At 30.2% G+C, this 26,880-nt stretch carries 25 protein-coding genes; 20 read left to right on the top strand and 5 right to left on the bottom strand.

Going from position 1 to position 26,880, the window contains the following annotated elements:
* Positions 1-27: 27 nt before the first annotated feature.
* Together bsdtw1_RS09495 and nadC are read left to right on the top strand one after the other, a co-directional pair.
* Positions 28-1,335, top strand: a complete 1,308-nt coding sequence (locus tag bsdtw1_RS09495; protein ID WP_183277337.1) for an L-aspartate oxidase — start codon at positions 28-30, stop codon at positions 1,333-1,335.
* The gene (nadC, locus tag bsdtw1_RS09500) at positions 1,316-2,155 is read left to right on the top strand and encodes a carboxylating nicotinate-nucleotide diphosphorylase (RefSeq protein ID WP_183277338.1); all 840 of its coding nucleotides are present in this window, start codon (positions 1,316-1,318) and stop codon (positions 2,153-2,155) included. Before bsdtw1_RS09495 ends, nadC begins: the two co-directional genes overlap by 20 nt.
* A gap of 76 nt (positions 2,156-2,231) precedes the next feature.
* Here nadC and bsdtw1_RS09505 read toward each other — a convergent pair whose 3' ends face one another.
* Complete coding sequence (locus bsdtw1_RS09505; RefSeq protein ID WP_183277339.1) at positions 2,232-2,444, bottom strand: hypothetical protein; 213 nt, start codon at positions 2,442-2,444, stop codon at positions 2,232-2,234.
* A gap of 225 nt (positions 2,445-2,669) precedes the next feature.
* Here bsdtw1_RS09505 and bsdtw1_RS09510 point away from each other — a divergent pair, with 225 nt between their 5' ends.
* Together bsdtw1_RS09510 and bsdtw1_RS09515 are read left to right on the top strand one after the other, a co-directional pair.
* Positions 2,670-3,218 carry a DUF6143 family protein gene (locus bsdtw1_RS09510; protein ID WP_183277340.1) on the top strand — a complete coding sequence of 183 codons (549 nt, stop codon included), beginning with the start codon at positions 2,670-2,672 and terminating at the stop codon, positions 3,216-3,218.
* 296 nt (positions 3,219-3,514) lie between these two features.
* Positions 3,515-4,870, top strand: a complete 1,356-nt coding sequence (locus bsdtw1_RS09515; protein WP_183277341.1) for an MATE family efflux transporter — start codon at positions 3,515-3,517, stop codon at positions 4,868-4,870.
* Between the two features lie 57 nt (positions 4,871-4,927).
* Here bsdtw1_RS09515 and bsdtw1_RS09520 read toward each other — a convergent pair whose 3' ends face one another.
* A complete protein-coding gene (locus bsdtw1_RS09520; protein ID WP_183277342.1) occupies positions 4,928-5,488 on the bottom strand; it encodes a P-loop nucleotide/nucleoside kinase family protein in 561 nt (186 codons plus the stop codon).
* Positions 5,489-5,951: 463 nt separating this feature from the next.
* Here bsdtw1_RS09520 and bsdtw1_RS09525 point away from each other — a divergent pair, with 463 nt between their 5' ends.
* From bsdtw1_RS09525 to bsdtw1_RS09550, 6 genes are all read left to right on the top strand, one after another.
* Positions 5,952-6,662, top strand: a complete 711-nt coding sequence (locus bsdtw1_RS09525; RefSeq protein ID WP_183277343.1) for an ABC transporter ATP-binding protein — start codon at positions 5,952-5,954, stop codon at positions 6,660-6,662.
* Entirely contained in the window at positions 6,655-8,262 is a 1,608-nt protein-coding gene (locus tag bsdtw1_RS09530) for a hypothetical protein (protein WP_183277344.1), read from the top strand. The genes bsdtw1_RS09525 and bsdtw1_RS09530 overlap by 8 nt, the downstream gene beginning before the upstream one ends.
* A gap of 34 nt (positions 8,263-8,296) precedes the next feature.
* Complete coding sequence (locus bsdtw1_RS09535; protein ID WP_183277345.1) at positions 8,297-8,761, top strand: pyridoxamine 5'-phosphate oxidase family protein; 465 nt, start codon at positions 8,297-8,299, stop codon at positions 8,759-8,761.
* A 213-nt stretch (positions 8,762-8,974) separates the two neighbouring features.
* Positions 8,975-9,802, top strand: a complete 828-nt coding sequence (locus tag bsdtw1_RS09540; protein WP_183277346.1) for a Cof-type HAD-IIB family hydrolase — start codon at positions 8,975-8,977, stop codon at positions 9,800-9,802.
* Positions 9,803-9,929: 127 nt separating this feature from the next.
* Positions 9,930-10,457, top strand: a complete 528-nt coding sequence (locus tag bsdtw1_RS09545) for a putative ABC transporter permease (RefSeq protein ID WP_183277347.1) — start codon at positions 9,930-9,932, stop codon at positions 10,455-10,457.
* A gap of 157 nt (positions 10,458-10,614) precedes the next feature.
* The gene (locus bsdtw1_RS09550; RefSeq protein ID WP_183277348.1) at positions 10,615-11,385 is read left to right on the top strand and encodes a CAP domain-containing protein; all 771 of its coding nucleotides are present in this window, start codon (positions 10,615-10,617) and stop codon (positions 11,383-11,385) included.
* A 71-nt stretch (positions 11,386-11,456) separates the two neighbouring features.
* On the opposite strand, the gene bsdtw1_RS09555 is transcribed toward bsdtw1_RS09550, so the two are convergent.
* Entirely contained in the window at positions 11,457-11,849 is a 393-nt protein-coding gene (locus tag bsdtw1_RS09555) for a PadR family transcriptional regulator (protein WP_183277349.1), read from the bottom strand.
* Positions 11,850-12,155: 306 nt separating this feature from the next.
* Between bsdtw1_RS09555 and bsdtw1_RS09560 the strand changes: the two genes are divergently transcribed.
* Positions 12,156-12,362 carry a hypothetical protein gene (locus tag bsdtw1_RS09560; protein WP_183277350.1) on the top strand — a complete coding sequence of 69 codons (207 nt, stop codon included), beginning with the start codon at positions 12,156-12,158 and terminating at the stop codon, positions 12,360-12,362.
* Positions 12,363-12,424: 62 nt separating this feature from the next.
* Here the strand turns inward: bsdtw1_RS09560 and bsdtw1_RS09565 are convergent, their stop codons facing one another.
* Positions 12,425-13,243 carry a TIM barrel protein gene (locus bsdtw1_RS09565; protein ID WP_183277351.1) on the bottom strand — a complete coding sequence of 273 codons (819 nt, stop codon included), beginning with the start codon at positions 13,241-13,243 and terminating at the stop codon, positions 12,425-12,427.
* A 214-nt stretch (positions 13,244-13,457) separates the two neighbouring features.
* Between bsdtw1_RS09565 and bsdtw1_RS09570 the strand changes: the two genes are divergently transcribed.
* The 7 genes from bsdtw1_RS09570 (at position 13,458) to bsdtw1_RS09600 (ending at position 21,126) form a co-directional block, all read left to right on the top strand.
* Complete coding sequence (locus tag bsdtw1_RS09570; protein WP_183277352.1) at positions 13,458-14,168, top strand: pseudouridine synthase; 711 nt, start codon at positions 13,458-13,460, stop codon at positions 14,166-14,168.
* Between the two features lie 10 nt (positions 14,169-14,178).
* Positions 14,179-14,721, top strand: a complete 543-nt coding sequence (mnmM, locus tag bsdtw1_RS09575) for a tRNA 5-(aminomethyl)-2-thiouridylate-methyltransferase MnmM (protein WP_183277353.1) — start codon at positions 14,179-14,181, stop codon at positions 14,719-14,721.
* Between the two features lie 91 nt (positions 14,722-14,812).
* Entirely contained in the window at positions 14,813-15,700 is an 888-nt protein-coding gene (locus tag bsdtw1_RS09580; RefSeq protein ID WP_183277354.1) for a MurR/RpiR family transcriptional regulator, read from the top strand.
* 432 nt (positions 15,701-16,132) lie between these two features.
* A complete protein-coding gene (locus bsdtw1_RS09585; protein WP_183277355.1) occupies positions 16,133-17,356 on the top strand; it encodes a BaiN/RdsA family NAD(P)/FAD-dependent oxidoreductase in 1,224 nt (407 codons plus the stop codon).
* 99 nt (positions 17,357-17,455) lie between these two features.
* Positions 17,456-18,124 (top strand): (d)CMP kinase, encoded by a 669-nt coding sequence (gene cmk, locus bsdtw1_RS09590; protein ID WP_183277356.1) that lies wholly within the window; start codon positions 17,456-17,458, stop codon positions 18,122-18,124.
* Positions 18,125-18,128: 4 nt separating this feature from the next.
* A complete protein-coding gene (locus bsdtw1_RS09595) occupies positions 18,129-20,039 on the top strand; it encodes a bifunctional 4-hydroxy-3-methylbut-2-enyl diphosphate reductase/30S ribosomal protein S1 (RefSeq protein WP_183277357.1) in 1,911 nt (636 codons plus the stop codon).
* Positions 20,040-20,262: 223 nt separating this feature from the next.
* Positions 20,263-21,126: a GNAT family N-acetyltransferase gene (locus bsdtw1_RS09600; protein ID WP_183277358.1), complete on the top strand. Its 864-nt coding sequence runs from the start codon at positions 20,263-20,265 to the stop codon at positions 21,124-21,126.
* Positions 21,127-21,383: 257 nt separating this feature from the next.
* Here bsdtw1_RS09600 and bsdtw1_RS09605 read toward each other — a convergent pair whose 3' ends face one another.
* Positions 21,384-22,571, bottom strand: a complete 1,188-nt coding sequence (locus bsdtw1_RS09605) for an aminotransferase-like domain-containing protein (RefSeq protein ID WP_183277359.1) — start codon at positions 22,569-22,571, stop codon at positions 21,384-21,386.
* Positions 22,572-22,819: 248 nt separating this feature from the next.
* Between bsdtw1_RS09605 and miaB the strand changes: the two genes are divergently transcribed.
* The gene (miaB, locus tag bsdtw1_RS09610) at positions 22,820-24,136 is read left to right on the top strand and encodes a tRNA (N6-isopentenyl adenosine(37)-C2)-methylthiotransferase MiaB (protein ID WP_183279774.1); all 1,317 of its coding nucleotides are present in this window, start codon (positions 22,820-22,822) and stop codon (positions 24,134-24,136) included.
* 41 nt (positions 24,137-24,177) lie between these two features.
* Positions 24,178-26,880, top strand: coding sequence for a DNA mismatch repair protein MutS (mutS, locus tag bsdtw1_RS09615; RefSeq protein ID WP_183277360.1), 2,703 nt, complete (start codon positions 24,178-24,180; stop codon positions 26,878-26,880).

The following is a 26,880-nucleotide window of genomic DNA, read 5'->3' on the forward strand; positions in this document are numbered from 1 at the left end:
GTTTAGTTTTTGAAGGAAGGTTAGAGTATGATATTAAATACTGATGTTTTAATAATTGGGGCAGGAATTACAGGATTAAACTTTGCATTAAATTTAAGAGCGGATCTTGATGTAATTATACTTTCTAAGAATAGTCTGCAAGAATGTAATAGTTATTTAGCTCAAGGTGGTATTTCAGTACTTAGGAATGAAGAGGATTATGAAGCGTATATAAATGATACCTTGGCTGCTGGTGGCTTTAAAAATAGAAGACAAGCAGTTGAAATCTTAGTTAGAGAATCAAGAGCTGCAATAAAAAGGCTAGAAGAATTAAAAGTTCCTTTTAATAGAGATAAGAATGGAGAGCTAATTTATACAAGAGAAGGGGCTCATAGTATTAATAGAATAGTACACTGTGATGATAATACTGGCGAGCAGCTTCACAAAGTTTTTGAGAAAAAAGTTAGCGAAAAAGTAAATATAAAGCTCATAGAAAATTGTTTTTTTGCTGATTTATTGACATCGAAAAATAGATGCATTGGAGCTTTAGCAATTAACGAAGGTAAAGAACTTAATATAATTGCTAAAGCAACAATAATTGCAACTGGAGGAATAGGTGGGTTATTTAAAAATTCAACCAATTTTCATTCTATCAGTGGTGATGGTATAGCAATAGCTATAAAAAACAATATTGATGTTGAAAACTTAAACTATATTCAATTTCATCCTACATCCTTCTATGAAGATATAAAGGATAAAAGACGACTCTTAATATCTGAAGCAGTAAGAGGTGAAGGTGGAAGGCTTATAAATAAAGATGGTAGCCGTTTTGTTAATGAGCTTCTTCCTAGAGATAAGGTTACAGAAGCGATTATTAAGGAAGAATTAAAAAGTAAAAGTAATTACGTATATTTAGATTTAAGTTTTTTAGAAAAAGATTTTATATCAAAGAGATTCCCTAACATTTACAGAAATTGTCTGGAAAGAGGAGTAGATATAACAAAGGAACCAATTCCAGTAACACCTGCGCAACATTATTTTATGGGTGGAATTAAGGTTGATATGTATTGTAGAACTTCCATGGAAAATCTTTATGCTGCAGGAGAAGTAAGCTCTACTGGTTTACATGGTGCTAATAGATTAGCAAGTAATTCACTGCTTGAATCATTAGTTTTTTCAAATAGAGCTGTAGAACATATTAATAGAACTATCTCTCCTTATTCAGTAATTTATAAAGATTTAATAAAAAGACTTAAAGGAGATACGGATTACTATAGTAATAGCCTATCTATTATATTGCAACAGGAAATAAAAAAAGTTAGAGGAGATATTATAAATGAATTGGTCGCTTTATGATGATATTTTTAAGAATGCAATTAAAGAAGATGCACCCTATGGTGATATAACCACAATGGCTATAACTAATGAGTCGAAAAAGTGCACTGCAGACTTGATAGTTAAAGAGGATGGAGTAATAGCTGGACTAGGAGTATTTAAGAGGATTTTTGAAATTCTAGGACCTATTGAAATAGATTTTTATATGAAAGATGGCGAATCAGTAAGAAAAGGACAAGTGATCGCAAAGATTCATGGGAAGTCTGATGTTGTTCTAACAGGTGAGAGGGTGGCGTTAAACTTTCTTCAACGTATTAGTGGAATTGCAACTATAACAAAGCGATATGTTGATGAAATTAAAGAAACTAATGCTAAACTTTTGGATACGAGAAAAACTACACCAAACTTGAGAGTGTTTGAAAAATATGCTGTGAAAATTGGAGGTGGAATTAACCACAGGTTAGGACTTAGTGACGGAATTCTAATAAAAGATAATCATATAGCAGCTGCAGGGGGAATTAGTAACGCTATTAATTTAGTAAAAGATGCTGTACCTTTTGTGAGAAAAATAGAAGTAGAGGTTGAAGATTTAACTCAGTTACAAGAAGCCTTAGATGCAGGTGCAGATATAATAATGTTAGATAATATGAACGTTGAAACTATGACGGAAGCAGTTCAAATTGTAAATAAAAGAGCATTAACAGAGGCTTCAGGTAATATAACCTTAAAGAATATAAGAACTGTCGCTATGTCTGGTGTGGATTTTATATCCTCTGGAACATTAACCCATTCATCAAATATTCTTGATTTAAGTCTTAAGAACTTGAAGCTTATAGATTAGCATTAAAAAGATTATTAATATAAAAGGCTTAAGACCATTAGTTGATTTGGTCTAAGCCTTTTTTGATAGTTGCATATTATTTGATTAACTTACGACAGCATAAAATTAAAAAAAGTATAACAACTATTGGAATAAAAGCAAACATTAGATTAAGTCCAATGAAAACTAAAATTACTGTCCCTATAACAGCTCCAATTACTCCGAAGACAGCTCCAAAAACAAACTTTGTTAAACTTATGATTAGCCCGAATCCCAACACAAGCACCATTAAAATAAATCCTAAAATCATTTATATCACCATTCATTAAAATTTAGTTATAAATAAATACCATTATAACCATCTATATATTATATTATCATAATAATTAATGTTATTATCGAAAACAAAAGGATTTAAGAAAAATTTAAGAATAATAATGTAGTAACATTCTGAGGAAACCTAGCATATATTAGGGTACAATATATTATTTTTATCTAATTTAATATTTCTATAAACAAAAGAGAAGGTGTTAATTTGACATTTGAGAAAAATTATTTTAAGCCTACTGAAGTTGTTAGTTTATCAAAAATTTTTTACGAAGCCGTCCAGGGAAAATATTATGTTGGACAAACAGATATAATATGTACAAATGGCCTAAATATATGGGGAGCTTTATTTAACCCACATGATTCTGGAGTCAATATTTTTGTAAATGTAATAACGTTTTCGAATTTAGGCGATAATCCATTTTTAGCCCAATTGTGGATTAACGGAGATTTTCCTGGAAAAGGGATTAGATCTAACAAATTTACTTCAACTAACACAATTCCATGCTCAGAAACTATACCAAAAGGTGAAATAATATATTCTAATGGAACATGTGGATTTCCTCAAGGTGGTGTGAATATTTATGACAGAATTGTTCCTATTGATACCACACTTGTAAGTGAGGAAGATGGAAAATTCTTAATTCCTCCAGGAGGAAACTTTGGTGTATTTGTTAAGGCAAAAGCAAGACAAGATATTAAAGCCATATTTGCCTTTGGATGGTGGGAAGAACGTATAAGAGATTGTAAAGACTAATATTAAAAGTAAATGAGCATAAATTATTTTGATTTCTCTATAAGCGGTGTAATCTTTAATTGCATCGCTTTTATTAAAATACAGTTGAACAACTTTATGCTTAAATTTATATTTTCAAATTCTCTTGTCAAAAACCAGAGGAGTCTTGAAATGAGATTTCGGATTAAAGTGTTTTATTTTAAAAGTATAATAACATAAAATATTTTTAATAATAAAATTAATTGAATGAAGTACTAGAATAAGTTACCTAAGTTTGATAAAATTGATTATTGTAAAAAGCTTAGGGGGACATACTAATGAATACAGACAGCCGTAAAAATTTAATACTTAATGATGGCATGTATAAAGTCATATTAACTTTATCACTACCTATAATGATAAGTAATCTAATACAAACATTATATAATTTAGTTGATGGAATATGGGTTGGAAAACTTGGTTCTGTCCAGTTTGCAGCTACATCTTTTGTTTGGCCGGTTATTTTCCTATTTATCTCAATAGGCTCTGGAATGTCTATTGCTGGTACTTCTTTATTATCACAGCTTATTGGTGCATCAAAATATGAGAAAGCATCAAAATATGCTTCTCAACTAATTGTAATTTCCGTTATATGCGCAGTAATTTTTTCAGCACTAGGATATTTAATAAGTCCAGTAATAATAAAATTAATGGGAGCAAGCGGTGATTTGGCATATTATAGCAATATATTTTTAAGAATAACCTTTTTAGATATGCCTTTTACTTTTATATTCTTTAGCTTCAATGCAATAATGAATTCGCAAGGTAATACTATAATGTCTACGATTTTAAGTGGATGCAGTGTAATATTAAATGTAATTCTTGATCCTATCCTAATTTTTAATTTTGGCTTGGGTATGGCGGGTGCTCCAGTTGCCACCTTAATTGCAAAAGCTGTACTTGCATTTGTAGGTTTATATATACTTCATAAGTCCAAATCTGAAATAAAACCTAATTTTAGGAATTTTAAATTTGATATTCGTTTAATAAAAAGAATTTTCAGAGTAGCTATTCCGTCTGCAATAGGACAATCTGGTTCTGCTTTGGGCTTTATAGTTCTTAATGGATTTATAGCTTCCTACGGAACAGCTACTATTGCAGCTTTTGGGATGGTTAATAGAATAACTTCATTAATAATGCAGCCTGCTATGGGAGTTGGAGCGGCCCTTACAGCTATTGTTGGACAAAACCTGGGTTCAGATAAAGTTCATAGAGTCAAGGAAGCCTTTATTAAAGCTGTAAAGCTCACTATGACATTTTCAATAATAGGGTGTATTCTTATGGTATGGCAGGACGAGCCTATAATTAACTTTTTTATTCAAGCTAAGGATGACCCTTCGGTTATAACTCAAGGTATAACATATTTAATATATATTTCATTTTCAATGCCATTGATGGGACTATTCAGTATTTATCAAGGTATATTTCAAGGAGCAGGGCACACTAAATATTCAATGAATATGGAAGTAGGTAGACTTTGGCTTGTAAGATTGCCAATGATACTACTATTTAAATATATCACCTCTGCAGGTCCGGTTGGTATATGGTTCTCCATGTCCTTTAGCAATTTGATTGTTTGTATATATGGTTATATTGTCTATAGGAAAGGGAAGTGGCAGAAAAAACAGGTTTAATTAAAGATTTATATAAAAGCTTATTTTAAAATAATTAAAGGTATTATAGGAAGAATCCTATAATACCTTTAATAGCTTTTCTATGTCATTTTTTACTTTTTCTGAACCAGAATTGTCTATTATATGTATTCCTGGTACTTCGGGTTTTGAGAAGTCTTGTCCGCTTACGTACTCATCCCAATTTTGAAGTTTCCAAGTATCTCTTTCTGATGCTCTATCAATCATTCTTTGATGACATACTTCAATGTCACAATGAACCCATACTTGTACCAATTCAGCATCATAAGCTTTTAATTTCTCTTTTAAGTTGCTTATGTATATTTCATCTCTAAATTCTTTAGCAAAAGGTGCATTTACCATAACATGCGAGTTAAATGGTAGTGCCTCAAAAGCAATATCCATAATTGCTTCATATTCAGCATTTCTTACATATTCCTTAAAGAAAGCTGAGTCTCTATTGTAAGGCTCATTTGCTGCTCTATATATCATTTTTGATAATGGAATTACAGTATCCTTGTCCAAATAAACTGGATTAGGAAGTCTTTTAGCTACTTCGTTAGCCACATAAGTTTTTCCACATGCTGGTGGAGATCCTATTAACATTAAATATTTCTTCATTTGATCGCCTTCCTTATTTTAAATAGTTAACAAATATAAAGTTGTATTAGTTAGTAGCGTTTTTATAGATTCATAGCCATAAACCTAAGCTTAAAAGTATAAGATAGTTATATAATATTATAATTAAATACTGACTATAAGCATGTTATTTAAGCAGAATAAGCATACTCAAAGCCTCTTCTGAAAATTAAGAAGAGGCTTAATCTTTACAATTAAGTTAGTACATTATTATAGCTACAAACACACTGTTGTTAATTATATCACAAATATTATAATGATAAAATAACTTTTTAAGAAAATTACTTGTTGGTAATTTCCAATTTATCAAAAATATATTATAATTAATTTAATTTGCAAAAAATAGACAAAAATATGACATAAAAAGTACAACGAGAAATATGAGGAAATTGACAAAAATAAGATAATGATGAAATTAAATTTTAAATAGATTAAGGAGAACACCATGAAGTTAGTGTTGAGAGAAATTGAGAAAAATTTTGGTGAGAAAAAGGTTTTAAAGAATGCATCCTTTGTTTTCGAAAAAGGGAAGATATATGGATTGCTTGGGCGCAATGGTGCAGGTAAAACAACGCTTTTTAATTGTATAAGCGGAGATATGAAGTGTGATAATGGATCAGTAACCTTATATGATGAGATTGATTGTGAACATGAGTTAGATTATTCTAATATAGGCTTTGTATTTTCACAACCTTCATTACCGGAATTTTTAACAGGTTATGAGTTTTTGAAGTTTTTTATTGATATAAATATAGATAAGATATCAAATCTCCTTACAATTGATGAATATTTTAATATGGTAAAAATTGATGAAGATGATAGGTATAGACTGATAAAAGGATATTCACACGGTATGAAAAATAAGATACAAATGCTTTGCTTTCTTATAACACGACCTCAAATTATTCTGTTAGATGAACCGCTAACTTCATTTGATGTAGTAGTTGCTCTTCAGATAAAAAACTTGTTAAAAGAAATTAAAACTGATCATATCATTATCTTTTCCACACACATACTTCAACTTGCTACAGATTTATGCGATGAAATAGTAGTTTTAAATAATGGAATACTTGAAGAATTAGATAATGACATTTTAGATAGCAAAGATTTTGAAGATAGAATTATGGATATTTTGAAGGAGGAGCGTGATGCTTAACACTTTTCTGTCTAGTTTTAAGATTTCCTTTATCCAAAACGCAAACTCTTTTATTTTCTTTTTAAAGGGGATACCTTTTTTTGGTAAGTTTTTCCCGGAACGACTATATAAAGCTACAGGACTTAAGATTTTTTTCGCAATTTTAAGTACAATTTTTAAGATTATTGGAGGTTTATTTAAGACATTCTTATACTTTGGTATAATATTGATACTGCCAGCTTTTCTTATTTCTAGATATTCAGGTAACTTTTATAGAGTGTTTCTTAATATATTCTTTTTCATGAGTTTTGTTCTAAGTGTATTTATGAATAGTTCTATATTTAATTTTAACAATAAAGAAGCTTACGATATGATAAATTTGATGAGATGTGATGCGAAAGAGTACTTTACTATCTTTATGTTATATGAAAAATTTCTTGTTTTTATATATTCTATTATGCCAATGTTACTTATAGCTTCAATTTTTAATAGAACCATATCTCAAACATTATTGATACTGATTGAGATTACATTATTGAAGTTTTTTGGAGAAGCCATTCAAGTGTTTTTTTTCGAGAAAAGAGGAAATGTTATTGCTAGAGATACTAAAATCATCATACCAGCAGTAATAGGTTGCTTATTATTTGCTTATGGGTTACCTCTATTAAAATTCACTTTTAACCTAGAGATTATATTAACAAATATATTTTTACTAGCTGCTATATTAATTATAGGATGTCTTTCTCTTATATATTTATTTACATATAGAAGATATAAGATTATAGCAAGAACAGTACTAGTAAAAGATGCTATTTTTAATCCAGAAGCCTTTAGTGCTAGTTTAGCATTTGCAACTGTTGAGTTAGATGAAAAAAAGCTAAGCAAGGACTTGCTTGATACTAATAGATTCAATCATAAAAAAGGGTATGATTATTTGAATTCTATATTTTTTTATCGCCACAGAAAAATGATAGTAACTCCAATTAAATATCGTGTTTTAGTGATTTTAACTGTAACTTTATTTTTAACAGCGTTAGCGTTTTTTTTTCCAAGCAGCAAACTTTCAATGATTGAAATAATCGAAAGAAGTCAACCGCTGATGGTTTTTCTTATGTATTCAATTTCTACTGGTGAAAGAGTATGCAAAGCTATGTTTCACAACTGTGATGTAAGTCTTCTAAGTTACAAGTTTTATAGAGATGGTAAATCTATATTAAATAATTTTACGTACAGAGCTAAAGTAATTATATTATTAAATTTGATTCCAGCTGTAACTTTAATCTTTGCATTGATTATCTTAATATTTACATGCAATCATAAGCAAGACATAGTATCAATGGTTCCATTTTTTCTTTCTATACTATGCTTATCATGTTTTTTTTCCATTCACCATCTATTAATGTACTATGTTTTACAACCATATACTTCAGAACTTACAGTAAAAAGTCCGCTTTTTAGAATAAGTAATGGTATAATATATTTTATTAGCTATTTTTGTTTAAATTTAAAGACAAGCTCTTCGAATTTTACATTAGGAATACTTTTTGTAACTATTATTTATTCAATAGTAGCACTAGTCTTAATATACAAACTTTCACCTAAGACTTTTAAATTAAGGTGAGATATCTTATTTTATTATAAAAAGGAGAATTGGTATGTTTAGAGAAATGAGAAGAAAAGACAGAGAAATAGATAAAACAGAAGTGATAGAGATATTGGAAAGTGGGGAATACGGAATTTTAGCGACACTATCAGAAAATGGATACCCAGCAACAGTACCTTTAAGTTATGTATATTTTGATAATTACATATACTTCCACAGTGCAACAGAAGGAGAGAAACTTGATAATATAGAAAAAAATAGCAACGTATCTTTTTGTGTTGTTTTGGATACTGAAGTTCTTCCAGACAAATTTAGTACAAGATTTAAAAGTGTAGTTGCTTATGGACATGCATCAGAGGTAACTGGAGATATGAAGGATAAGGTTTTATATAAGCTTATAGAAAAATACTCAAAGGACTTTCTTGAACAAGGAAAAATATATATAGAAAAAGCCAAGGATAAAACTAAGGTTGTTGGTATTGAGGTAGTTAAAGTTACAGGAAAAGCTAGAAGATAAATATAATGAAGGCTATAACACTATTTAGAAAGTGTTATAGCCTTCGTTTTCCTTGAACATGTATTATTTTACGTTTCAAAATTACATAATTGTTAAGAAACCTAAACTTTCTAAATAAGAAAATAACTTTTTTTATACTCAAAATTTCATTATAATCTTTAATATGCGGAATAGAACATTTCAATCTTTTATAAGGATTTAGGGGGAACGTGAATGAAATATAAATTAATTGCAATAGATATGGATGGTACTTTTTTAAATGAGGAAAGGCAAATTACAGAAAGAAACCTTAAAGCAGTAAAAAAGGCTGCAGAGCTTGGAACTAAAGTAGTTATATCATCTGGAAGAATACCATCTGCTTTAAGATACATTATAAAAGATATGCCAAAAAATCAACCTATTATAGCTTGTAATGGAAGTATAATTCTAGATCATAATCATAAAGAAATAGCTTATGGTGCAATGGATAATAATTCGTTAATCACTATGATTGATATACTGAGAAATGATTTTAAGGATACCTTTTTTAGCTTTTTTTCAGAGGATATTATCTATTCTGAAAAACTTCATCCATTTGCTGAAAAGTTTAATGAATATAATTTAACTTTACCGGTTGAGTATAGGATGGAATTGAAAATGATAAGAGATGCTAAAAATTTTATACTTGAATCCACTCCAAGAGTATCTAAATTTGAGATCTACGATGATAATATTAGTAATGTAAATGCTATTAGAGCTAGATTTGAAAAATTATTTGATATAGAAATAGTTTCTTCTGGGCTAAACGGAATAGAAATTACTAATAAGGGATTAAGTAAAGGAAGTTCTCTAGAGGTTTTGGCTAAACATTACGGATATTCTCTTGAAGAGTGCATTGCTGTCGGAAACGACGAAAATGACATTGAAATGATTAAAAAGGCAGGACTTGGTGTTGCTGTTAGTAATGCTAAAGAGTATGTTAAATCAGTTGCAAACTATATAACTATTAGAGATAACGATCACGATGCAATCTCAGAAGTTATAGAAAAGTTTGTTGTATAAATATTTGAATATACAACCTGTTAAATGTAACTATTAAAATAGAAAAACATTTTTATAAATTAGTAAATAAATTCATTAAATTTTGCCAAAAATAAGCTTATTACATTTTAGAAAGAAGGCAAAATTAATGAGTTTTTTTATTTCTATAGGATTTAATTTTATAATTTACTCTTTTCTTGGATGGGTAATCGAAAACCTATATTGCTATCATCTGTTTAAGAGATTCCAAGAAGATGGCTTTTTATATGGGCCATATAAACCTATGTATGGTTTTGCTTTTTCTATTCTAGTTTTACTTAATGATGTTATTCATAACAACATTATACTTGCCATGTTTATCTGCTTAATAATTCCTACATCTATAGAGTATTTAAGTGGTTATTATCTGAAAAAGTTTTTTAATAAAACTTATTGGGATTATTCAAATGAACGCGCAAATTATAATGGATTAGTATGTGTGAAGTTTTCGTTATATTGGATGATTTTGAGTTTGTTAGGTATGTTTTTCATACATCCTATAATAAATAAGTTTTATTTGTTTTATAAAGATATTTCTTTTATATTTATTATTCTAATACTTTTATCTATTTCGATGGATTTATTAATGACTATAGCAACACTATCTAAAGAAAATAAGCTTTTTAAAAAGTTTTAAATTTTTCTATTTAAAGAAAAAGACGTAAAGTTAGGATAAATATTAGAAATTACTTATATAACTCCCTAATTGAATAATTAATAAAAGAACATATAGTAATAAAAAAAGGGCAAAATATTTAAGGATAAATAATTTCAAATTAATAGGAGGGTGTTTTATGAGGAAAAAGTTTATAGTTATTAGCTGTTTTTTATCAGCTGTAGTTATGTTTACTGGATGTACTACTACTAAAAAGAACACAACTGCACAAAAGCCTAATGGTACATATAGTGCGCCTAATGACAATACTGCTGGAACGAATGACAATACTGGTACAAAAGCGCCTCAAACTCAAACAGCTCCAAACACTCCACCTTCAACACAACCTGTTCCTAATCAGCAAGGTGGAGGAACACAATATAATACGCCAGCAACTGATCAGTCAAATGGAACAAATACAAACGGTACCGGAACAAATAGTAATGGCTCTGGAACAAATAAAGCTCAACCTAATCAAAGCAGTACTGGAGTGCAATATATGTCAACAATAGAATCCGATATTTTGACATATACAAATCAAGAAAGACAAAAGGCTGGGTTAGCTCCATTGACTATAAATACAACGGCTGCTAAATATGCTAGAAGCAAGAGTGAAGAAATGATTAGACTTAACTATTTTGACCACAAGTCACCAGTAAATGGTTATATATCCGATATTGCTCAAAGGAATAATTGGAGATATTCATATATAGGAGAGAATATTTATACAATGAATTTTACAGGGCAAAGAGTTGAAGACGTAGCCAGTGGACAAAGTATTGTACAATCTTGGATGAATTCTCCAGGACATAGAGCGAATATATTAAATAAAAACTATACGCAAATAGGTATAGGTGTTACTTACGAAAACGGTAAGGTAATGGCAACTCAAATATTCTATACACCTTAACATAAAAAAAATCGCTGAAGCGACTTACTTCAGTGATTTTTTTGCGCCTTGCTACAAGCTTTATAGTTTTTTTATTTCTGTAACATATAAATAAGCTGGTCAAGCAGACTTTTGGTTTTTTTAATATTATCAATATAATCTGCTACGTGAGTAGTATAATATAACAAACCAGCATCAGTTATAGAATATATTTTTTTGCTTCTCTTATTTAGGAATTCATCACCTTCCCATTTACTTTTCACATAACCTCTAGTTTCCAAGTCATATAAAGTATCATAAACAGTGCTTGATGATACTGGCAGTGGTAAATTATTATTTACGAAAGCTTCCCTAAAATCTTCTAGAATTCTATTGCCAAAAACCTCTTTACCTTTGGCTAATTCCTTTAACACATAAAAAATATATATCTGTTTTATGTTTACAACATTTCTTGGAGCAACCATCCTATTACGACTTTGCGACATAAAAGCACCTCATTTCAATTATACTTATTATAAAACATATGTACGCCTTTATCAATATAACCGTGTTAATGTGTGATATTTTATGTCTTTTAGCATAAAGACCTCTATATATGTATATACCACTTCGTAATAAAATTTATTATTTTTAAATTCTCTCACGAGAAGCCGTGGGAGTTTTAAAAATAGATTTCGGGTCAAAGTGATATATATTTATAAAAAGCCTAATTTAAAATAATATTAAAATTACTGTCAATTTATAACATAATTGAATACTATGTACTATACAAAAGAGATGGGGTGATTAACTTGTCAAGAAGACACGGATGTTGCTGTGGAGGCAATAATTGTTGTAGAAATAATTGTTGTGGTAATAACTGCTGTGGCAATGGATTCAATTATGGTCCAATGGGATGTGGTGCTGGATTTAATAATTGTGGCTGTGGCGGTGGTTTTGGTGGTTACTACAATAACCCATTATTTTTATTATTATTGTTAGGTTCATTCCGCTGCTAGTAAAAGGCCATAGGCATCTTGCCTATGGCTTTATTTATTGTTTAGGATTTCATAATTCAATATTATAAGGACTCATAAATTTTCTTTAGCATTAATGCATCATTTTCTAATATAGGACTCTCGCAAATGACACATCCTTTCACATTGAAGTTCACAAACGCTTTTAAGCAAGCTTTATAGTTAAAGTCGCTTTCTTCAAATGGTAAGTGATTCTTTTCACCTTTTATTGTGTATGCAATACCTGAAAGGTGAATATGCATATCTTTGATTGCTTCATCGCCTAGTTCAGTACCAATATGATCTAATATTTTTGCAAAATCATCGTAGTCCTTTAAGATACCATTACCTCGTGCATGAACATGTGAAAAATCAACACATATCTTACATGTTGGTATATCCTTACAAAGTCTTACAAGCTCATCATAAGAACCAAATTGAGTTGGTTTTCCTGTTGTCTCTAATCTAAAATCTACTCCATCATATGATAGACTTTCAAGTTCTTCCTTTATATTATTGAAAGCCTCTTCATTGGTAGAATCTAAATAGTACCCAGGATGAAAAACAAGACTTCTTCCTCCTACACTTTTTAAGGCATTTGCTCCATTTTCTATTCTTTCCTTTGATTTTTCTCTTTTCTCTTCTTCAATAGCATTTAGGTTTATAAAATATGATCCATGGGCAGATAAATAAAAGTTTTTTTCATTTTTTATATCTAAAATAGATTGTCTATTTTTTTCAGTGACATTAATTGAACGCACAAAAGGTAGTTCCATCGCATCAAGTCCGATTGAATGAAGATATTCTATTCCAGTTTTATAAGTAAATTTATTTTTACCATCGCCAATAGGTAAGCCTGAAATTCCAAATAGTAATTTTTCCATGTAAGTAATCCTTTCGTTTCAACATAAGAGCAGTTAGTTTAGATAAGCGAGCTCAATAAATAATATTTAATAAAACTGTTCTTATAAATATATATTTTTAGTATATCAAAACAAAAGTAATCCCTGCAAATTATTTTCCAGGAAATGTAAGTGAATAATATTTATTGAAATCCTCCTTGTTATTTATTAGAATGGATTATTAGAGGTGATAATTATGGAAGAAAGGCTTCAAAAGTTTATGGCTAGATGTGGAGTTGCGTCTAGAAGAAAGTGTGAGGAACTTATACTTTCAGGAATAGTAAGTGTAAATGATACAATTATAAAAGAATTAGGAACAAAAATTGATTGTGATAAAGATATAGTAAAAGTTTCTGGAAAGGAAATAACACCTGAGGAGAAAAAAAGATATATCATGCTTAATAAACCTGAAGGATATATTTCCTCTGTAAAAGACGAACACGATAGACAAACAGTAATTGATTTGATTGGAATTAAAGAAAGGATATTTCCTATAGGAAGGCTTGATTTTGATAGCTCTGGTCTTTTACTACTTACTAATGATGGGGAAATATATAACAAACTTATTCATCCAAGACAAAAAATAACAAAGACATATGTTGCAATAGTAAAAGGTGTTTTTTCAAAGAATGATATACAAAGATTCGAAAATGGTATAGATATTGGTGGATATATAACTGCAGACGCGAAAATAGAAGTAATTGAAATTCAAGAAGATCGTTCAAAGGTTAGACTTCAAATTCATGAAGGTAAGAATAGACAGATAAGAAAAATGTGTGCGGCTCTAAATCATGAAGTTCTTGAGCTAACTAGGGAAAGCATTGGGGAAATAAAACTTGGAACATTGGAAAAAGGCAATTTTAGAGAACTAACTGAAGCTGAATTAAATTATATAAAATCTCTATAGGAGTGAATGAATGTTTAAGTATGTTGGAGATATAAGTAGCATTACCCATTACATAGTAAGTAATTTTGTAGACGAAAAAATCATTGCTATCGATGCAACCTTAGGAAATGGTTATGATTCTGATTTCCTAAGCGATAACTTTAAAAAAGTATATTCTTTTGATATTCAAAAAGAAGCTATAAGTAATTATAAGTTAAAACAAAAAGATAATGTAGAACTTATATTGGATTCCCATGAGTACATAGAAAAGTATGTAACACAACAGGTTAATTGTGTTATGTTTAACCTTGGTTTTTTGCCTGGCGGTTCCAAAGAGATTACTACACTTACAGATTCAACACTTAAAAGTTTAAATGCTTCAATTAATCTCTTATCTTCTGGAGGTATAATAACCATTGCATTATATAATGGACACAATGAAGGAAAAAAAGAAAGCTCAGAAGTAATAAATTTTGCAAGAAATCTTGATAAAAAGTTCTTTGGCGTAATGCACCATAAATATCTAAATCGTACTAATTGCCCACCAGAACTAGTTGTTATAGAAAAGAAATAAGTTTCTATAATATTGAATATCTTCATATTTGATGATAAAATGAAATAAATATTGCATTTTATCATCGGCAATGGAAGAAGGGATAGCTAGTATGAGTATCAACGATAATCACGATTTAATGAGATTAATACAAATAAAATTTCCACGTTTAAGTAAAGGTCAAAAACTAATTGCTGAATACATACTTAAATATTATGATAAAGCAGCTTTCATGACTGCTGCTAAATTAGGGATTAGCGTAGGGGTAAGCGAATCAACAGTTGTTAGATTTGCAAATGAATTAGGATTTAGTGGCTATCCAAAGTTGCAAAAAGCTCTTCAAGAACTTATAAAAAACAAGTTGACGTCGGTTCAAAGACTTCAGCTTTCTAACGACTATATAAGTGAAGAAAATGCTCTTAAAGGTGTTTTGAAAGCTGACATGGAAAATATAAGAGCAACTTTGGAAAAAACAAATCATAAGACCTTTGAAGATGTTGTTCATAATATTTTTACTGCTAAAAGAATATATATTATTGGTCTTAGAAGTTCTTCTGCACTAGCAGAATTCTTAGGTTTCTACTTAAACTTGATATTAGATAATGTTAAAATAATAGGTAATGGTATAAGCGATGTTTTTGAAGAGATGATCAATATTGGAGATGGTGATTTAGTAATCGGTATAGGATTTCCAAGGTATGCTGTAAAAACTATAGATGCACTAGAATTTGCACAATCTAGAAATGCTAAAGTAGTTGCAATAACAGATAGCTTGCTTTCACCATTAGCTTCACAGGCTGATTATACTTTAATCGCACAAAGTAATATGGCTTCTTTTGTTGATTCCCTTGTAGCACCTTTAAGTATTATTAATGCACTAATAATTGCGGTTGGGATGAGAGAAAAAGAAAAAATATCTAAGACTTTTGCTGATCTTGAAAGTCTTTGGAAAGAATATCATGTATATTCATACAATAAAAGTGGTAATGAATCTAGATAAAGAGGCACAACAGCCTCTTTTTACTGTATAGGAAGGTCGCTTCAGCGACTTTTTTACTGTAACCGAAAATATAAATTTTTTATGTCTATTAAACTTAAATATTTAAATGTTTTCAGAAGCTTTTTATTGCGATACAGTAAAAAAACAAGACTTATTCGCCTGCCAAATTTTCCTCATATGCATTCGGAAAGGCAGATGCGTTAAAAAAGCTCACTGAAGAAGGTCGCTTCAGCGACTTTTTTATCTTTATGAATTTATGCTCAATTGTATCTGCAGATAAATATGAGTAACGACTTAAATCATAATATGACTTAAAGAATAAAAGTAAGAACTTGTCACTTGCCGAGTTTTCCTCATATACATTCGGAAAGGCAGATAAAAAATTATTAATAAAAAAATAGATTAGCTATTTTTATAGAAGGAGTAATAAACATGAGTAAGGTTATTGTTATCGGTGCTGGACCAGCGGGAATGATGGCAGCTATTTCTGCTGCCCAAAATAATCAAGTTGTTTTGTTAGAAGGTAATAATAGATTAGGTAAAAAACTTTTTATTACTGGAAAAGGTAGATGTAACGTTACTAACGCAAAGGATATAAGTGAGTTTTTCGATATGATTCCTGGAAATCCACATTTTTTGTATAGTTCTTTATATACTTTTACAAATGAGGATACTATGAACTTTTTTCAAAAACTTGGAGTTAAACTAAAGGTTGAAAGAGGAAGTAGAGTTTTTCCTGAATCAGATAAATCATCAGATATTATAAGCGGTCTTAGCAGGGCTTTGGATGAAGCTAAGGTTAGAGTTATGCTTAATTCTAAGGTAAGCAAGATACTAACCGAAGGGGATGTTATAAAGGCTGTTGTTTTAACTGATGGCAAAGTGATAGAAGGCGATAGTTTCATTTTATGTACTGGTGGAAAATCATACCCGCTTACTGGCTCTACCGGGGAAGGTTTTAACTTTGCAAGAAAATTAGGTCATAAGATTATAGATCCAAAACCATCGCTAGTTCCTATAGAAATTAAGGAAGACTGGGTTAAAGAGTTACAAGGTCTTTCACTTAAAAATGTGGAATTTAGAATAAGTAATGGAAAAAAGGTGTTGTTCAAAGATTTTGGTGAAATGATTTTTACACACTTTGGTATATCTGGCCCTGTAGTACTTAGCGGCAGCAGATTTGTTAAAAATGATGGAATTACATATACTGCATCTTTGGACTTAAAGCCAGCCTTAGATGATAAGGAATTGGATTTAAGAATACAGAAAGATTTTCAAAAGTACATAAATAAAGATTTTAAAAATTCATTGGTTGATCTGTTACCAAAAAGACTTATTGAAACAATAATTCATTTGAGCGAGATATCAGGTGATAAAAAGGTAAATGAAATAACCAAGGAAGAAAGAAAGAAACTTGTAAATCTTTTAAAGAATTTTAGTTTTACTGTCAAAGGGCTAAGACCTATTGAAGAGGCTATTGTTACTGCAGGTGGCGTTGATACAAGAGAAATAGATCCGTCTACTATGAGATCAAAGATTATTTCAAATTTATTTTTTGCTGGAGAAGTAATTGATGTTGATGCATTTACTGGTGGGTATAATGTTCAAATTGCACTTTCCACAGGTTATATAGCAGGAACTCATGTAAATGAATAGCTAAAACCGATTTTTATAATCACTTGAAAAGATATTTATTGAATTTCATAAAATGTGGTATAATCAGAAAGAAAACTACATAAAGAGAGGACGATTTAATTGAGATTATCAGTTGCTATTGATGGCCCAGCTGGTGCAGGTAAAAGCACAATAGCTAAAATTGTGGCTAAAAGATATAACTTAATGTATATAAACACTGGCTCGATGTATAGAGCAGTTACATATAAAGCTTTAGAAAAGGATATACCTCCTGAAAACATAGAGGCTTTATGCAATTTAATAGAAACCATGGAAATGCATTTTGAAAATGATGAATTATATCTAAACGATGTTAATATAAATGATCAGTTGACTGTACCGAATATCAGTAAAAATGTGTCTGCTTACGCATCAATCAAGGAAGTTAGAACTAGACTAGTAAAACTTCAAAGAGATATGTCTAAAAAGTATGACGTAATAATGGATGGTCGAGATATTGGCACTGTAGTTTTAAAGGACGCTTCTTTTAAGTTTTTCTTAACTGCTAGTCCTGAAGAAAGAGCAACTAGAAGATATGAAGAATTAAAAGCTAAAGGTCTTGAAGTAGATTATAGCAGCATATTGAAAGATATAATTCAAAGAGACTATTTAGATAGTAATAGAGAAGTTGACCCTTTAACTAAAGCTGATGATGCATTAGAAGTGGATACTACTGGAATAAACATAGATCAGGTTGTTAATAAAATTTGTGAGTATATTAATAATGGATTAGAACTTAGTATGAGGTAAAAATATGAGGGAAATATTATTAGCTGAAAGTGCTGGATTTTGTTTTGGTGTTAAAAGAGCTGTTGACGAAACTCTAAAAGTTCAAAAGCAGTATAATAAGAAAATTTTTACAATAGGGCCTTTAATACATAATAACGATGTTGTTAAGATGTTAGAAAATAATAATATTTTTGCTATTGAAATCAACGAGATTGATTCCTTAGCTAATGATGATGTTGTTGTAATTCGTTCACATGGAGTTCCTAAATCATTAGTTGATAAATTAAATGAAAAAGGAGTAACTGTAGTAAATGCTACGTGCCCATATGTTACTAATATTCAAAAGAAAGTAAATAAATATCATGATGAAGGATACAATATTATCATAGTAGGTGATAAAGATCATCCTGAAGTTGTTGGAATTAACGGATGGTGTAATAACGAAGCTTTGGTTACAAAAAGTGGTGAATTCAGTGATAATCTACCTGAAAAAATTTGTATAGTTTCTCAAACAACTGAGAAAAAGTCCAACTGGGATAAGGCCTTAAAAGTAGTTAATGAGAAAAGTACTGATGTTCTTTCATTTAATACCATTTGTTCAGCCACTGATGTAAGGCAAAGAAGTGCTGAAGAAATATCAAAAAAGGTTGATGCAATGATTGTTATTGGCGGAAAAAATAGTTCAAATACAACAAAGTTATTTCAAATATGCAGAAGTAACTGTGAAAATACTATTCACATAGAAAATTTAGAAGAATTACCTAAAGAACTACTAAATGATAATTCAATCCGCACCATTGGAGTAACCGCAGGTGCATCTACGCCTGACTGGATAATTAAGGAGGTTATTGATAAAATGACTATGAATAACAGCGAATATAATGAACAACTAGAACTGATGGAGAAATCTACAAAAAAGATACACGTAGGTGAAATATTAAAGGGTGAAATTTTATCTATAGTCAAAAACGAGTTAATTGTTGCTATAGACGGATATAAAGCTGACGGTGTTATACCAAATTCAGAAATCTCAGTTAATGACGGTGTTAAGTCAAAACTATCAGAACATTTTAAGGTTGGAGAATTAGTAGATGCTAAGGTTTTAAGGCTGCAAAATGAAGAAGGATATGTTGTTTTATCAAGAATTGAACTAGAAAAAGAAAAGGCCTTTGATGAGACCTTAGAAGCTTATAAAAATGGAAGTATTGTAACTGTAAAAGTAACTGAGGTAGTGAACGGTGGAGTTGTTGCAACTTTTAAAGGTCTTAGAGTATTTATTCCTGCATCTCAGTTAGATATTAAATATACTGGGGAGTTCGATAATTTTGTTGGTAAGGAAATAGAAGTTAAATTCATTGAAGTTGAAAAAGAAAGACATATCCGAATAGTTGCTTCGAGAAGAGTATTGTTAGAACAAGAAAAACATCAACGTGAGCAAGATGCTCTAAACTCATTAAATGTAGGTGATGTAGTTGAAGGTACAGTTAAAAGATTCACCAATTTTGGTGCATTCGTTGAAGTAAATGGTATTGATGGTTTAGTTCATATATCTGAAATTTCTTGGGGAAAAATAAATAATCCATCAGATGTTTTAAAAGTTGGTGAAAAAGTTAAAGCTAAAGTTATAGCCTTAGATATTGAAAAGAAAAAAGTATCACTTAGCGTTAAAGCACTAGTTCAAGATCCTTGGATGGAAATTGAAGAAAAATATCCTGAGGGAAGTATAGTTTTAGGTAAAGTAGCTAGACTAAATGATTTTGGTGCGTTCCTTGAATTAGAACCAGGGGTTGATGGATTAGCACATATATCTAAAATATCCTTCAACAAAATTAGTCATCCTTCAGAAGTGTTAAAGGTAGGAGAATTAGTTAAAGCAAGAATCATAAAAGTTGAAAAAGAAAATAAACGTATTGGTTTAAGCATCAAAGATGTATAACCTAAAAGCAGCAGATAATTCTGTTGCTTTTTTACTTTTTAGAGGGTAAAAAACTTTCAACTAGTTAACCTTGATATTTCAATAGTTTTGTAAGTTTTATGTGTATAAATTAAGATTTAGGCTTAGTTGCCTGCCAAATTTTCCTCATATATATCTTTAGTTGATTTATTTCAAGAACAATATTAAAATAGTATTAGGTAAATAATGTAAAGGACATAATGGTATGTTTAAAATTAAGAGACTTTGTTTTGATAAAAATAGACTAATTGACTTATTTGAGTGCTCTAAAAGCTTTAATTCTTTTAATAATAGTTTTATTAAATTCTATAAATCTAAACTGCCAATCTTAAGATTGCTTCTACTTAGAAATATAAGATTTATATATTTAAACAAGAAAGTTATAGGTTACTTTTGGTTTGAGAAGATATATGAAAGAACTTATTCGATAAAGGATTTTGTAATAAATAACACAGCAGGCTTAGCGCAGGTTTTAGAAAAAAGTACAGCTAAATCAGGCTTCTTCACCAAAGGTCTCTTTATATATGAGTGCGAAGATAATACTTTTAATAATACTATACTTAATACACTTGGTTTTAAAAAATCTGGTGAAACATTGCTTATGGAAAGATCTATAGAAGATAAATATATAGAAAATGTCCCATCTAATATCTCATTTAGCTTAATGGAAAATAATAAAGATGAGAACTTAAGGTGTAATTTACAAAATAATATTTTCGAAGATGATAGCAGAATTCCACTAACAATTGATGATATATACTATGATCAGTGTCAAGATTATTATTTAGAGAATGCATCGATTTTTATAAAAAGTTATGATGAATATGTGGGGTATGGTCAAATAATACTCAATAATGACAGTTATTTCATTGTTAATTTAGGTATTGTAAAAGAACAAAGAGGTAAAGGTTTTAGTACATATCTACTTAATCATTTGATAAATGTTTGCTATGATAAAGGTATTAAAAGCATATATATTAGAGTTGATCAACAAAATGAAATAGCTAAGAAGCTTTATTTAAACAACGGTTTTAAATTTGTGAACACGGTAGGAATTTGGGAGCAATAAAGTAGCAATATTACTACTTTATTGCTCATTTTTTTAGAACAGGGATTCTGTTGGAACATAGGACGACTTAGTGTATAATACACTGTCAGTTAAATGACTTCGGTAATATGCTCTATCACCTATGTTCCTTGAGTCATTTTCTTTATTTAAGTCTGTTTCCTTAGAGGTGTCATTAGTTTCTTGATTGCGTTTTAAATCATACATAAAAAATCCCTCCTTATCTATTATTCCAATAAGCAGGGATTTTATTTATTCAATTAACTTTCTTTATAATATTCTTTTAAAAGTTTTGATAATCTCTTAATACCTTCCACTATCTTATCCTCAGGCATATTTGAATAATTTAGTCTCAGATAATTAGTATGGCCTCCACTCGCAAAAAAAGAACTTCCAGGGACAAAAGCCACATTAAATTTCAAAGCCTCTTCAAGTAACTTTACAGTATCAATATCTTCTCTTAATTCTAACCAAGTAAATAACCCACCCTTAGATCGAGTATATTTTATTTCCTTTGGTAAAAATTCGTCCATGCAATCAAACATAAGATTTCTTCTTTTTCTGTATACACTTTTAATCTTTTCTATATGCTCATCTAAGTTATAGTTATTTAGATAATAAGCAATTATTCTTTGATCTAATGAACTGCATTGAAGGTCAGAACTTTGTTTTAGAGTTACATATTTATTAATTACCTTTTCGTCACCAAAAATCCACCCAAGTCTTAGTCCAGGGCAAAAGGTCTTTGAGAAAGTACCGAAATATATAACATATCCATCTGTATCAAAGCTTTTTATAGGAGGAAGTTTTTCTCCTTCAAGTACAAGTTCACCATAGGGGCTATCCTCTAATACTGGTACTTTATATTTACTAGCTATATCAGCAAGTTGCTTTCTTCTTTCTAAAGACATAGTTATCCCTGAAGGATTGTGGAAGTCTGGTATGGTATATATAAATTTTGCATTCGGATATAATTTTAATTTTTCTTCTAACTCTTCAATAATCATACCATCCTTATCCATAGAAACTTCTACAAATTGTGCTTCATAAACTCTAAAAGCGTTTATAGCACCTAGATAGCTTGGCTTTTCTACTATAATTACATCATCTTTATCAATAAATAGTTTTCCAGTAAAATCTAGACCTTGTTGGGATCCACTAGTTATTAAAATATTATCAATAGTTCCTGTTATTCCGAAAGGCTTAAGTCTTTGCTCAAGTATTGCCTTTCTTAATGGATTGTAGCCCTCGGTAGTACCATATTGAAGAGCTTCATTACCTTCGTTATTAATTACTTCAGCTGTTAATTTTATTATTTCTTCTTTAGGAAATAACTCAGGTGCTGGTAGCCCTCCAGCAAAAGAAATAATTTCCGGATTCTCAATCAGTTTTAAAATCTCCCTTATTTCAGAAGTTTTAATGTTACTCGCGCGTTTCGAGAATTTCATAAATTATGCCCCCAATTCAATATTAATTTATTATTATAATTTGATTATATATAATTATCGGCTAAAACTGAAAACTAAGTCAATAAGTTTTAGTGAATTTGTATTATAAGACCTAAATTAATTGTTTTTTCCACAATATATGTAATTAATTTAGTGAAACTTATCTATAAACACTTTAAAAATCTTCACGAATTAAGTATAATATTAAAGAATTGAATAATTGGAGGAATAAAATAGTGAGTAATGTAATGGATAAATATTATATAGAAACATGGGGCTGTCAGATGAATGAAGAAGATTCTGAGAAGCTTTCAGGTATGCTAAAAAGAATTGGATATGAACGTACTGAGGAAAAAAACGACGCATCAATCATAATCTTTAATACATGTTGTGTTAGAGAAAATGCTGAAAATAAAGTGTTTGGAAACTTAGGAGCTCTTAAAGCTCTAAAAGCAAAGAAACCAGAACTTATAATTGCTATTTGTGGATGTATGATGCAACAAAAAGATATGGCAGATACAGTTCTTAGTAAGTTCCCTTATGTAGATATTATATTTGGAACACATAATGCTTATAAATTCCCTGAATATTTAAATACAGTAAAGCAACAAGGGGTTCAGGTAAAAGAGATCGTTAATAAAGAAGAGCAAATAGTAGAAGGTATTCCAATAGATAGAAAGAGCGATATAAAAGCTTTTGTTACAATAATGTATGGATGTAATAACTTCTGTACCTACTGTGTAGTACCGTATGTAAGAGGACGTGAAAGAAGCAGAAAGCCAGAAGATATTGAAAAAGAAATAAAGGAGCTGGTAGCAGCAGGATATAAGGAAATAACCTTACTAGGTCAAAATGTAAATTCCTACGGTAATGGCTTAGAAGAAGAGCTTACATTTGCTGGTCTTTTAAGAAGAATAAATGAAATAGATGGACTTGAAAGAGTAAGATTTATGACTTCACATCCAAAGGATCTTACTGAAGATGTTATAATGGCAATAAAAGAATGTGATAAGCTTTGTGAGCAAATACATCTACCTGTTCAAAGTGGTTCTTCTAGAGTTCTTAAAGAAATGAATAGAAGTTATACTAAAGAACAATACATTGAATTAGTTAAGAAGATAAAAAAGGAAATACCAGATGTTGCTATTTCTACAGATATAATTATTGGTTTCCCAGGAGAAACAGAGGAAGACTTTAATGATACTCTAGATTTAGTAAAAGAAGTAGAATATGACTCAGCCTTTACTTTTATATACTCTAGAAGAAAGTATACTCCAGCTGACAGAATGGAAAACCAAATATCAGATGAAGTAAAACATGCTAGATTTAATAAATTAGTAGATGCAGTAAATGAAATTATTGCAAAGAAGAACGCTACATATGAAGGAAAGACTGTTGAAGTTCTAGTTGAAGGAACAAGTAAAAATGATGAAAACAGACTTATGGGAAGAACTAGAAATGGTAAACTTGTTAATTTTGACGGCTGCAAGGAAAGCGTAGGAAAGCTTGTAAATGTTAAAATAACAAAAGCACAATCATTCTCTCTTGTAGGTGAAGAAGTATAAAGCTCTTATTATAAGAGCTTTTTCGTTTAAGGAGGTTTACTATGGGATTAACTCCAATGATGCAGCAATACATGGAGATAAAAGAAAATTATAAGGATTGCATTCTGTTTTTCAGATTAGGGGACTTCTATGAGATGTTCTTTGAAGACGCAGAAGTTGCAGCTAAAGAATTAGAGCTTGTTCTTACGGGTAGAGATTGTGGGCTAGAAAGTAGAGCGCCGATGTGTGGGATACCATACCACGCTTCAAATTCGTATATCGGAAGACTTATAGCCAAAGGGTTTAAGGTAGCTATATGTGAGCAAGTTGAAGATCCAGCACTGGCTAAAGGATTAGTTAAAAGAGATGTTATTAAGATAATTACTCCAGGTACATACAGTGACTCAAATTACATAGATGAATCAAAGAACAATTATATAATGTGCATATTTGTGGATACTTCAAAGAATACTGTAGGACTCAGTACAACTGACATATCTACTGGTGATTTTTTGACTACAAGCTTTCAATATAATGAAAATATTATTTTAGATGAGATATCAAAATTCTCTCCTAAGGAGATAATATTAAATATACTTGAAAACACAAGTTTAATATCCTCCATAACAGATAGTTGTAATGCTCTGATCACAAGAAAGCCTTTAAACTATTTTGAAGAGGATACAAATGATTTATTATCATCTCAATTTGGTGATGAAAAGAAAAAGCTAGACTCATTCTCTTTATATAGTTCTATAGGTTTAATTAAATATGTAATAGATACCCAGAAGATGGCTTTGAGCAATTTGAATAGAATTGATACCTACTCAATAGTAGATTTTATGACTATAGATACCAATTCAAGAAGAAATCTAGAACTTACAGAAAATATTAGAGAGAAGACAAAAAAAGGATCTCTTTTATGGGTATTAGATAAAACCTCAACTGCTATGGGAAGTCGAGAAATCAGAAGATGGATTGACCAGCCTCTAATAGTAAAATCATTAATTGAAGATAGACTAAGTGGGGTAGAGGAATTACATAATAACCTATATCTAATGGAACAGCTTAAAGAAACATTAAAGGATATATACGATATAGAGAGAATCACAGGAAAAATAGCTAACTTTAATGTAAATGCTAAAGACATGATATCCTTGAAGGTATCGCTTCAAAAGATACCAAATTTGAAGCTGCTACTAAAAGATTGTAACTCATCCATGCTTTCAAGTTTTTATAACAGAATAGACGAGTTAGAAGATGTTAGTGAGTTACTTGATATTTCGATAGCTGATGAACCTTCTCTTTCTGTAAAGGAAGGGAACATAATAAAAAGTGGTTATTCAATAGAGGTTGATGAGCTAAGACAAGCAAAAATCCATGGTAGAGAGTGGATTGCTGCCTTAGAAAATCAAGAAAGAGATTTTACGGGCATTAGATCTCTAAAGGTCGGTTATAACAAAGTCTTTGGATATTATATAGAAATATCTAAAGCAAATTATTCATCTATTCCTGAAGGAAGATATATAAGAAAACAAACTTTAGCAAATGCTGAGAGATTTGTTACTCAAGAGCTTAAAGAAATGGAAGAAAAGATTCTTGGAGCTGAAGAAAAATTAACAAGTTTAGAGTACAGCATTTTCGTTGAAATAAGAGATAAAATTGAAGCGGAAATAGATAGAATGAAACACACCGCGAAAATAATAGCTGAACTTGATTGTTTATGTTCCTTAGCTAATGTAGCTATTAACAACAATTACGTAAAGCCATTGATTAATGAAGAAGATGTGATAGATATTAAAGAAGGAAGACATCCGGTTGTAGAACAGGTGATCTCTAAAGGTGAATTTATATCTAATAACACAAAACTGGATGTTAATGATGAACAACTGCTGATTATAACTGGACCTAATATGGCAGGTAAATCTACATATATGAGACAGGTAGCCTTAATTACCTTGATGGCTCAAATAGGTTCCTTTGTTCCAGCATCTTATGCCAATATTTCTGTATGTGATAAGATCTTTACGAGAATCGGAGCATCTGATGATTTAGCTGGTGGAAAGAGTACTTTTATGGTAGAGATGTGGGAAGTTGCAAATATCTTAAATAACGCTACTAGAAAAAGCTTAGTGCTATTAGATGAAGTAGGAAGAGGTACTAGTACTTATGACGGCTTAAGCATAGCTTGGTCAGTAATAGAGTACATGACAAAGGATGATAGCTTAAAATGTAAGACATTATTTGCAACTCATTATCATGAACTTACTAGATTAGAAAAAGATATAAAAGGTGTTAAGAACTTCTCAGTTGCAGTTAAAGAAGTAAATAACACAATAATATTCCTAAGGAAGATAGTTGAAGGCGGAGCCGATCAATCCTATGGTATTGAAGTTGCAAAACTTGCAGGGCTTCCAAATAGGGTTATAGATAGAGCTAAAGAGATATTATCTTCTCTTGAGGATAATAAAATTCATGATAAACTTGATGGGGTAGCTGCAAGTAATAATGATACATCTAAAGGTGATGCGTCAGAAGTAGCTGTAGATATAATTAAAGAGTCTGCAAATGCACATATTAAAACTGGTAAAGGTAAAAAGCAAAAAGAAGATTCCTTTGAACCACAGATGCAGCTGAACTTTACCGACATAGAAAAGGAAACTTTGTTAAAATCAATAGCTTCAATGGATATTATGTCTATGACACCATTAGAAACAATGAATAAATTGTATGATTTGGTGAAAAGAGCTAAGGAGCTATTATAG

Origin of the sequence: Clostridium fungisolvens (assembly GCF_014193895.1) — a bacterium.
Lineage (GTDB): Bacteria > Bacillota > Clostridia > Clostridiales > Clostridiaceae > Clostridium_AR > Clostridium_AR fungisolvens.

Excerpts from the sequence above, each read along its gene's own strand:
- bsdtw1_RS09550 (WP_183277348.1), top strand. The coding sequence starts at position 10,615 with ATGAGGAAAAAGTTTATAGTTATTAGCTGTTTTTTATCAGCTGTAGTT.
- bsdtw1_RS09585 (WP_183277355.1), top strand. The coding sequence starts at position 16,133 with ATGAGTAAGGTTATTGTTATCGGTGCTGGACCAGCGGGAATGATGGCA.
- nadC (WP_183277338.1), top strand. The coding sequence starts at position 1,316 with ATGAATTGGTCGCTTTATGATGATATTTTTAAGAATGCAATTAAAGAA.
- bsdtw1_RS09540 (WP_183277346.1), top strand. The coding sequence starts at position 8,975 with ATGAAATATAAATTAATTGCAATAGATATGGATGGTACTTTTTTAAAT.
- bsdtw1_RS09555 (WP_183277349.1), bottom strand. The coding sequence starts at position 11,849 with ATGTCGCAAAGTCGTAATAGGATGGTTGCTCCAAGAAATGTTGTAAAC.
- bsdtw1_RS09565 (WP_183277351.1), bottom strand. The coding sequence starts at position 13,243 with ATGGAAAAATTACTATTTGGAATTTCAGGCTTACCTATTGGCGATGGT.
- bsdtw1_RS09530 (WP_183277344.1), top strand. The coding sequence starts at position 6,655 with ATGCTTAACACTTTTCTGTCTAGTTTTAAGATTTCCTTTATCCAAAAC.
- bsdtw1_RS09580 (WP_183277354.1), top strand. The coding sequence starts at position 14,813 with ATGAGTATCAACGATAATCACGATTTAATGAGATTAATACAAATAAAA.
- bsdtw1_RS09505 (WP_183277339.1), bottom strand. The coding sequence starts at position 2,444 with ATGATTTTAGGATTTATTTTAATGGTGCTTGTGTTGGGATTCGGGCTA.
- bsdtw1_RS09605 (WP_183277359.1), bottom strand. The coding sequence starts at position 22,571 with ATGAAATTCTCGAAACGCGCGAGTAACATTAAAACTTCTGAAATAAGG.
- bsdtw1_RS09535 (WP_183277345.1), top strand. The coding sequence starts at position 8,297 with ATGTTTAGAGAAATGAGAAGAAAAGACAGAGAAATAGATAAAACAGAA.
- bsdtw1_RS09570 (WP_183277352.1), top strand. The coding sequence starts at position 13,458 with ATGGAAGAAAGGCTTCAAAAGTTTATGGCTAGATGTGGAGTTGCGTCT.
- bsdtw1_RS09595 (WP_183277357.1), top strand. The coding sequence starts at position 18,129 with ATGAGGGAAATATTATTAGCTGAAAGTGCTGGATTTTGTTTTGGTGTT.
- bsdtw1_RS09520 (WP_183277342.1), bottom strand. The coding sequence starts at position 5,488 with ATGAAGAAATATTTAATGTTAATAGGATCTCCACCAGCATGTGGAAAA.
- miaB (WP_183279774.1), top strand. The coding sequence starts at position 22,820 with ATGGATAAATATTATATAGAAACATGGGGCTGTCAGATGAATGAAGAA.
- bsdtw1_RS09495 (WP_183277337.1), top strand. The coding sequence starts at position 28 with ATGATATTAAATACTGATGTTTTAATAATTGGGGCAGGAATTACAGGA.
- bsdtw1_RS09525 (WP_183277343.1), top strand. The coding sequence starts at position 5,952 with ATGAAGTTAGTGTTGAGAGAAATTGAGAAAAATTTTGGTGAGAAAAAG.
- bsdtw1_RS09545 (WP_183277347.1), top strand. The coding sequence starts at position 9,930 with ATGAGTTTTTTTATTTCTATAGGATTTAATTTTATAATTTACTCTTTT.
- bsdtw1_RS09515 (WP_183277341.1), top strand. The coding sequence starts at position 3,515 with ATGAATACAGACAGCCGTAAAAATTTAATACTTAATGATGGCATGTAT.
- mnmM (WP_183277353.1), top strand. The coding sequence starts at position 14,179 with ATGTTTAAGTATGTTGGAGATATAAGTAGCATTACCCATTACATAGTA.
- bsdtw1_RS09600 (WP_183277358.1), top strand. The coding sequence starts at position 20,263 with ATGTTTAAAATTAAGAGACTTTGTTTTGATAAAAATAGACTAATTGAC.
- mutS (WP_183277360.1), top strand. The coding sequence starts at position 24,178 with ATGGGATTAACTCCAATGATGCAGCAATACATGGAGATAAAAGAAAAT.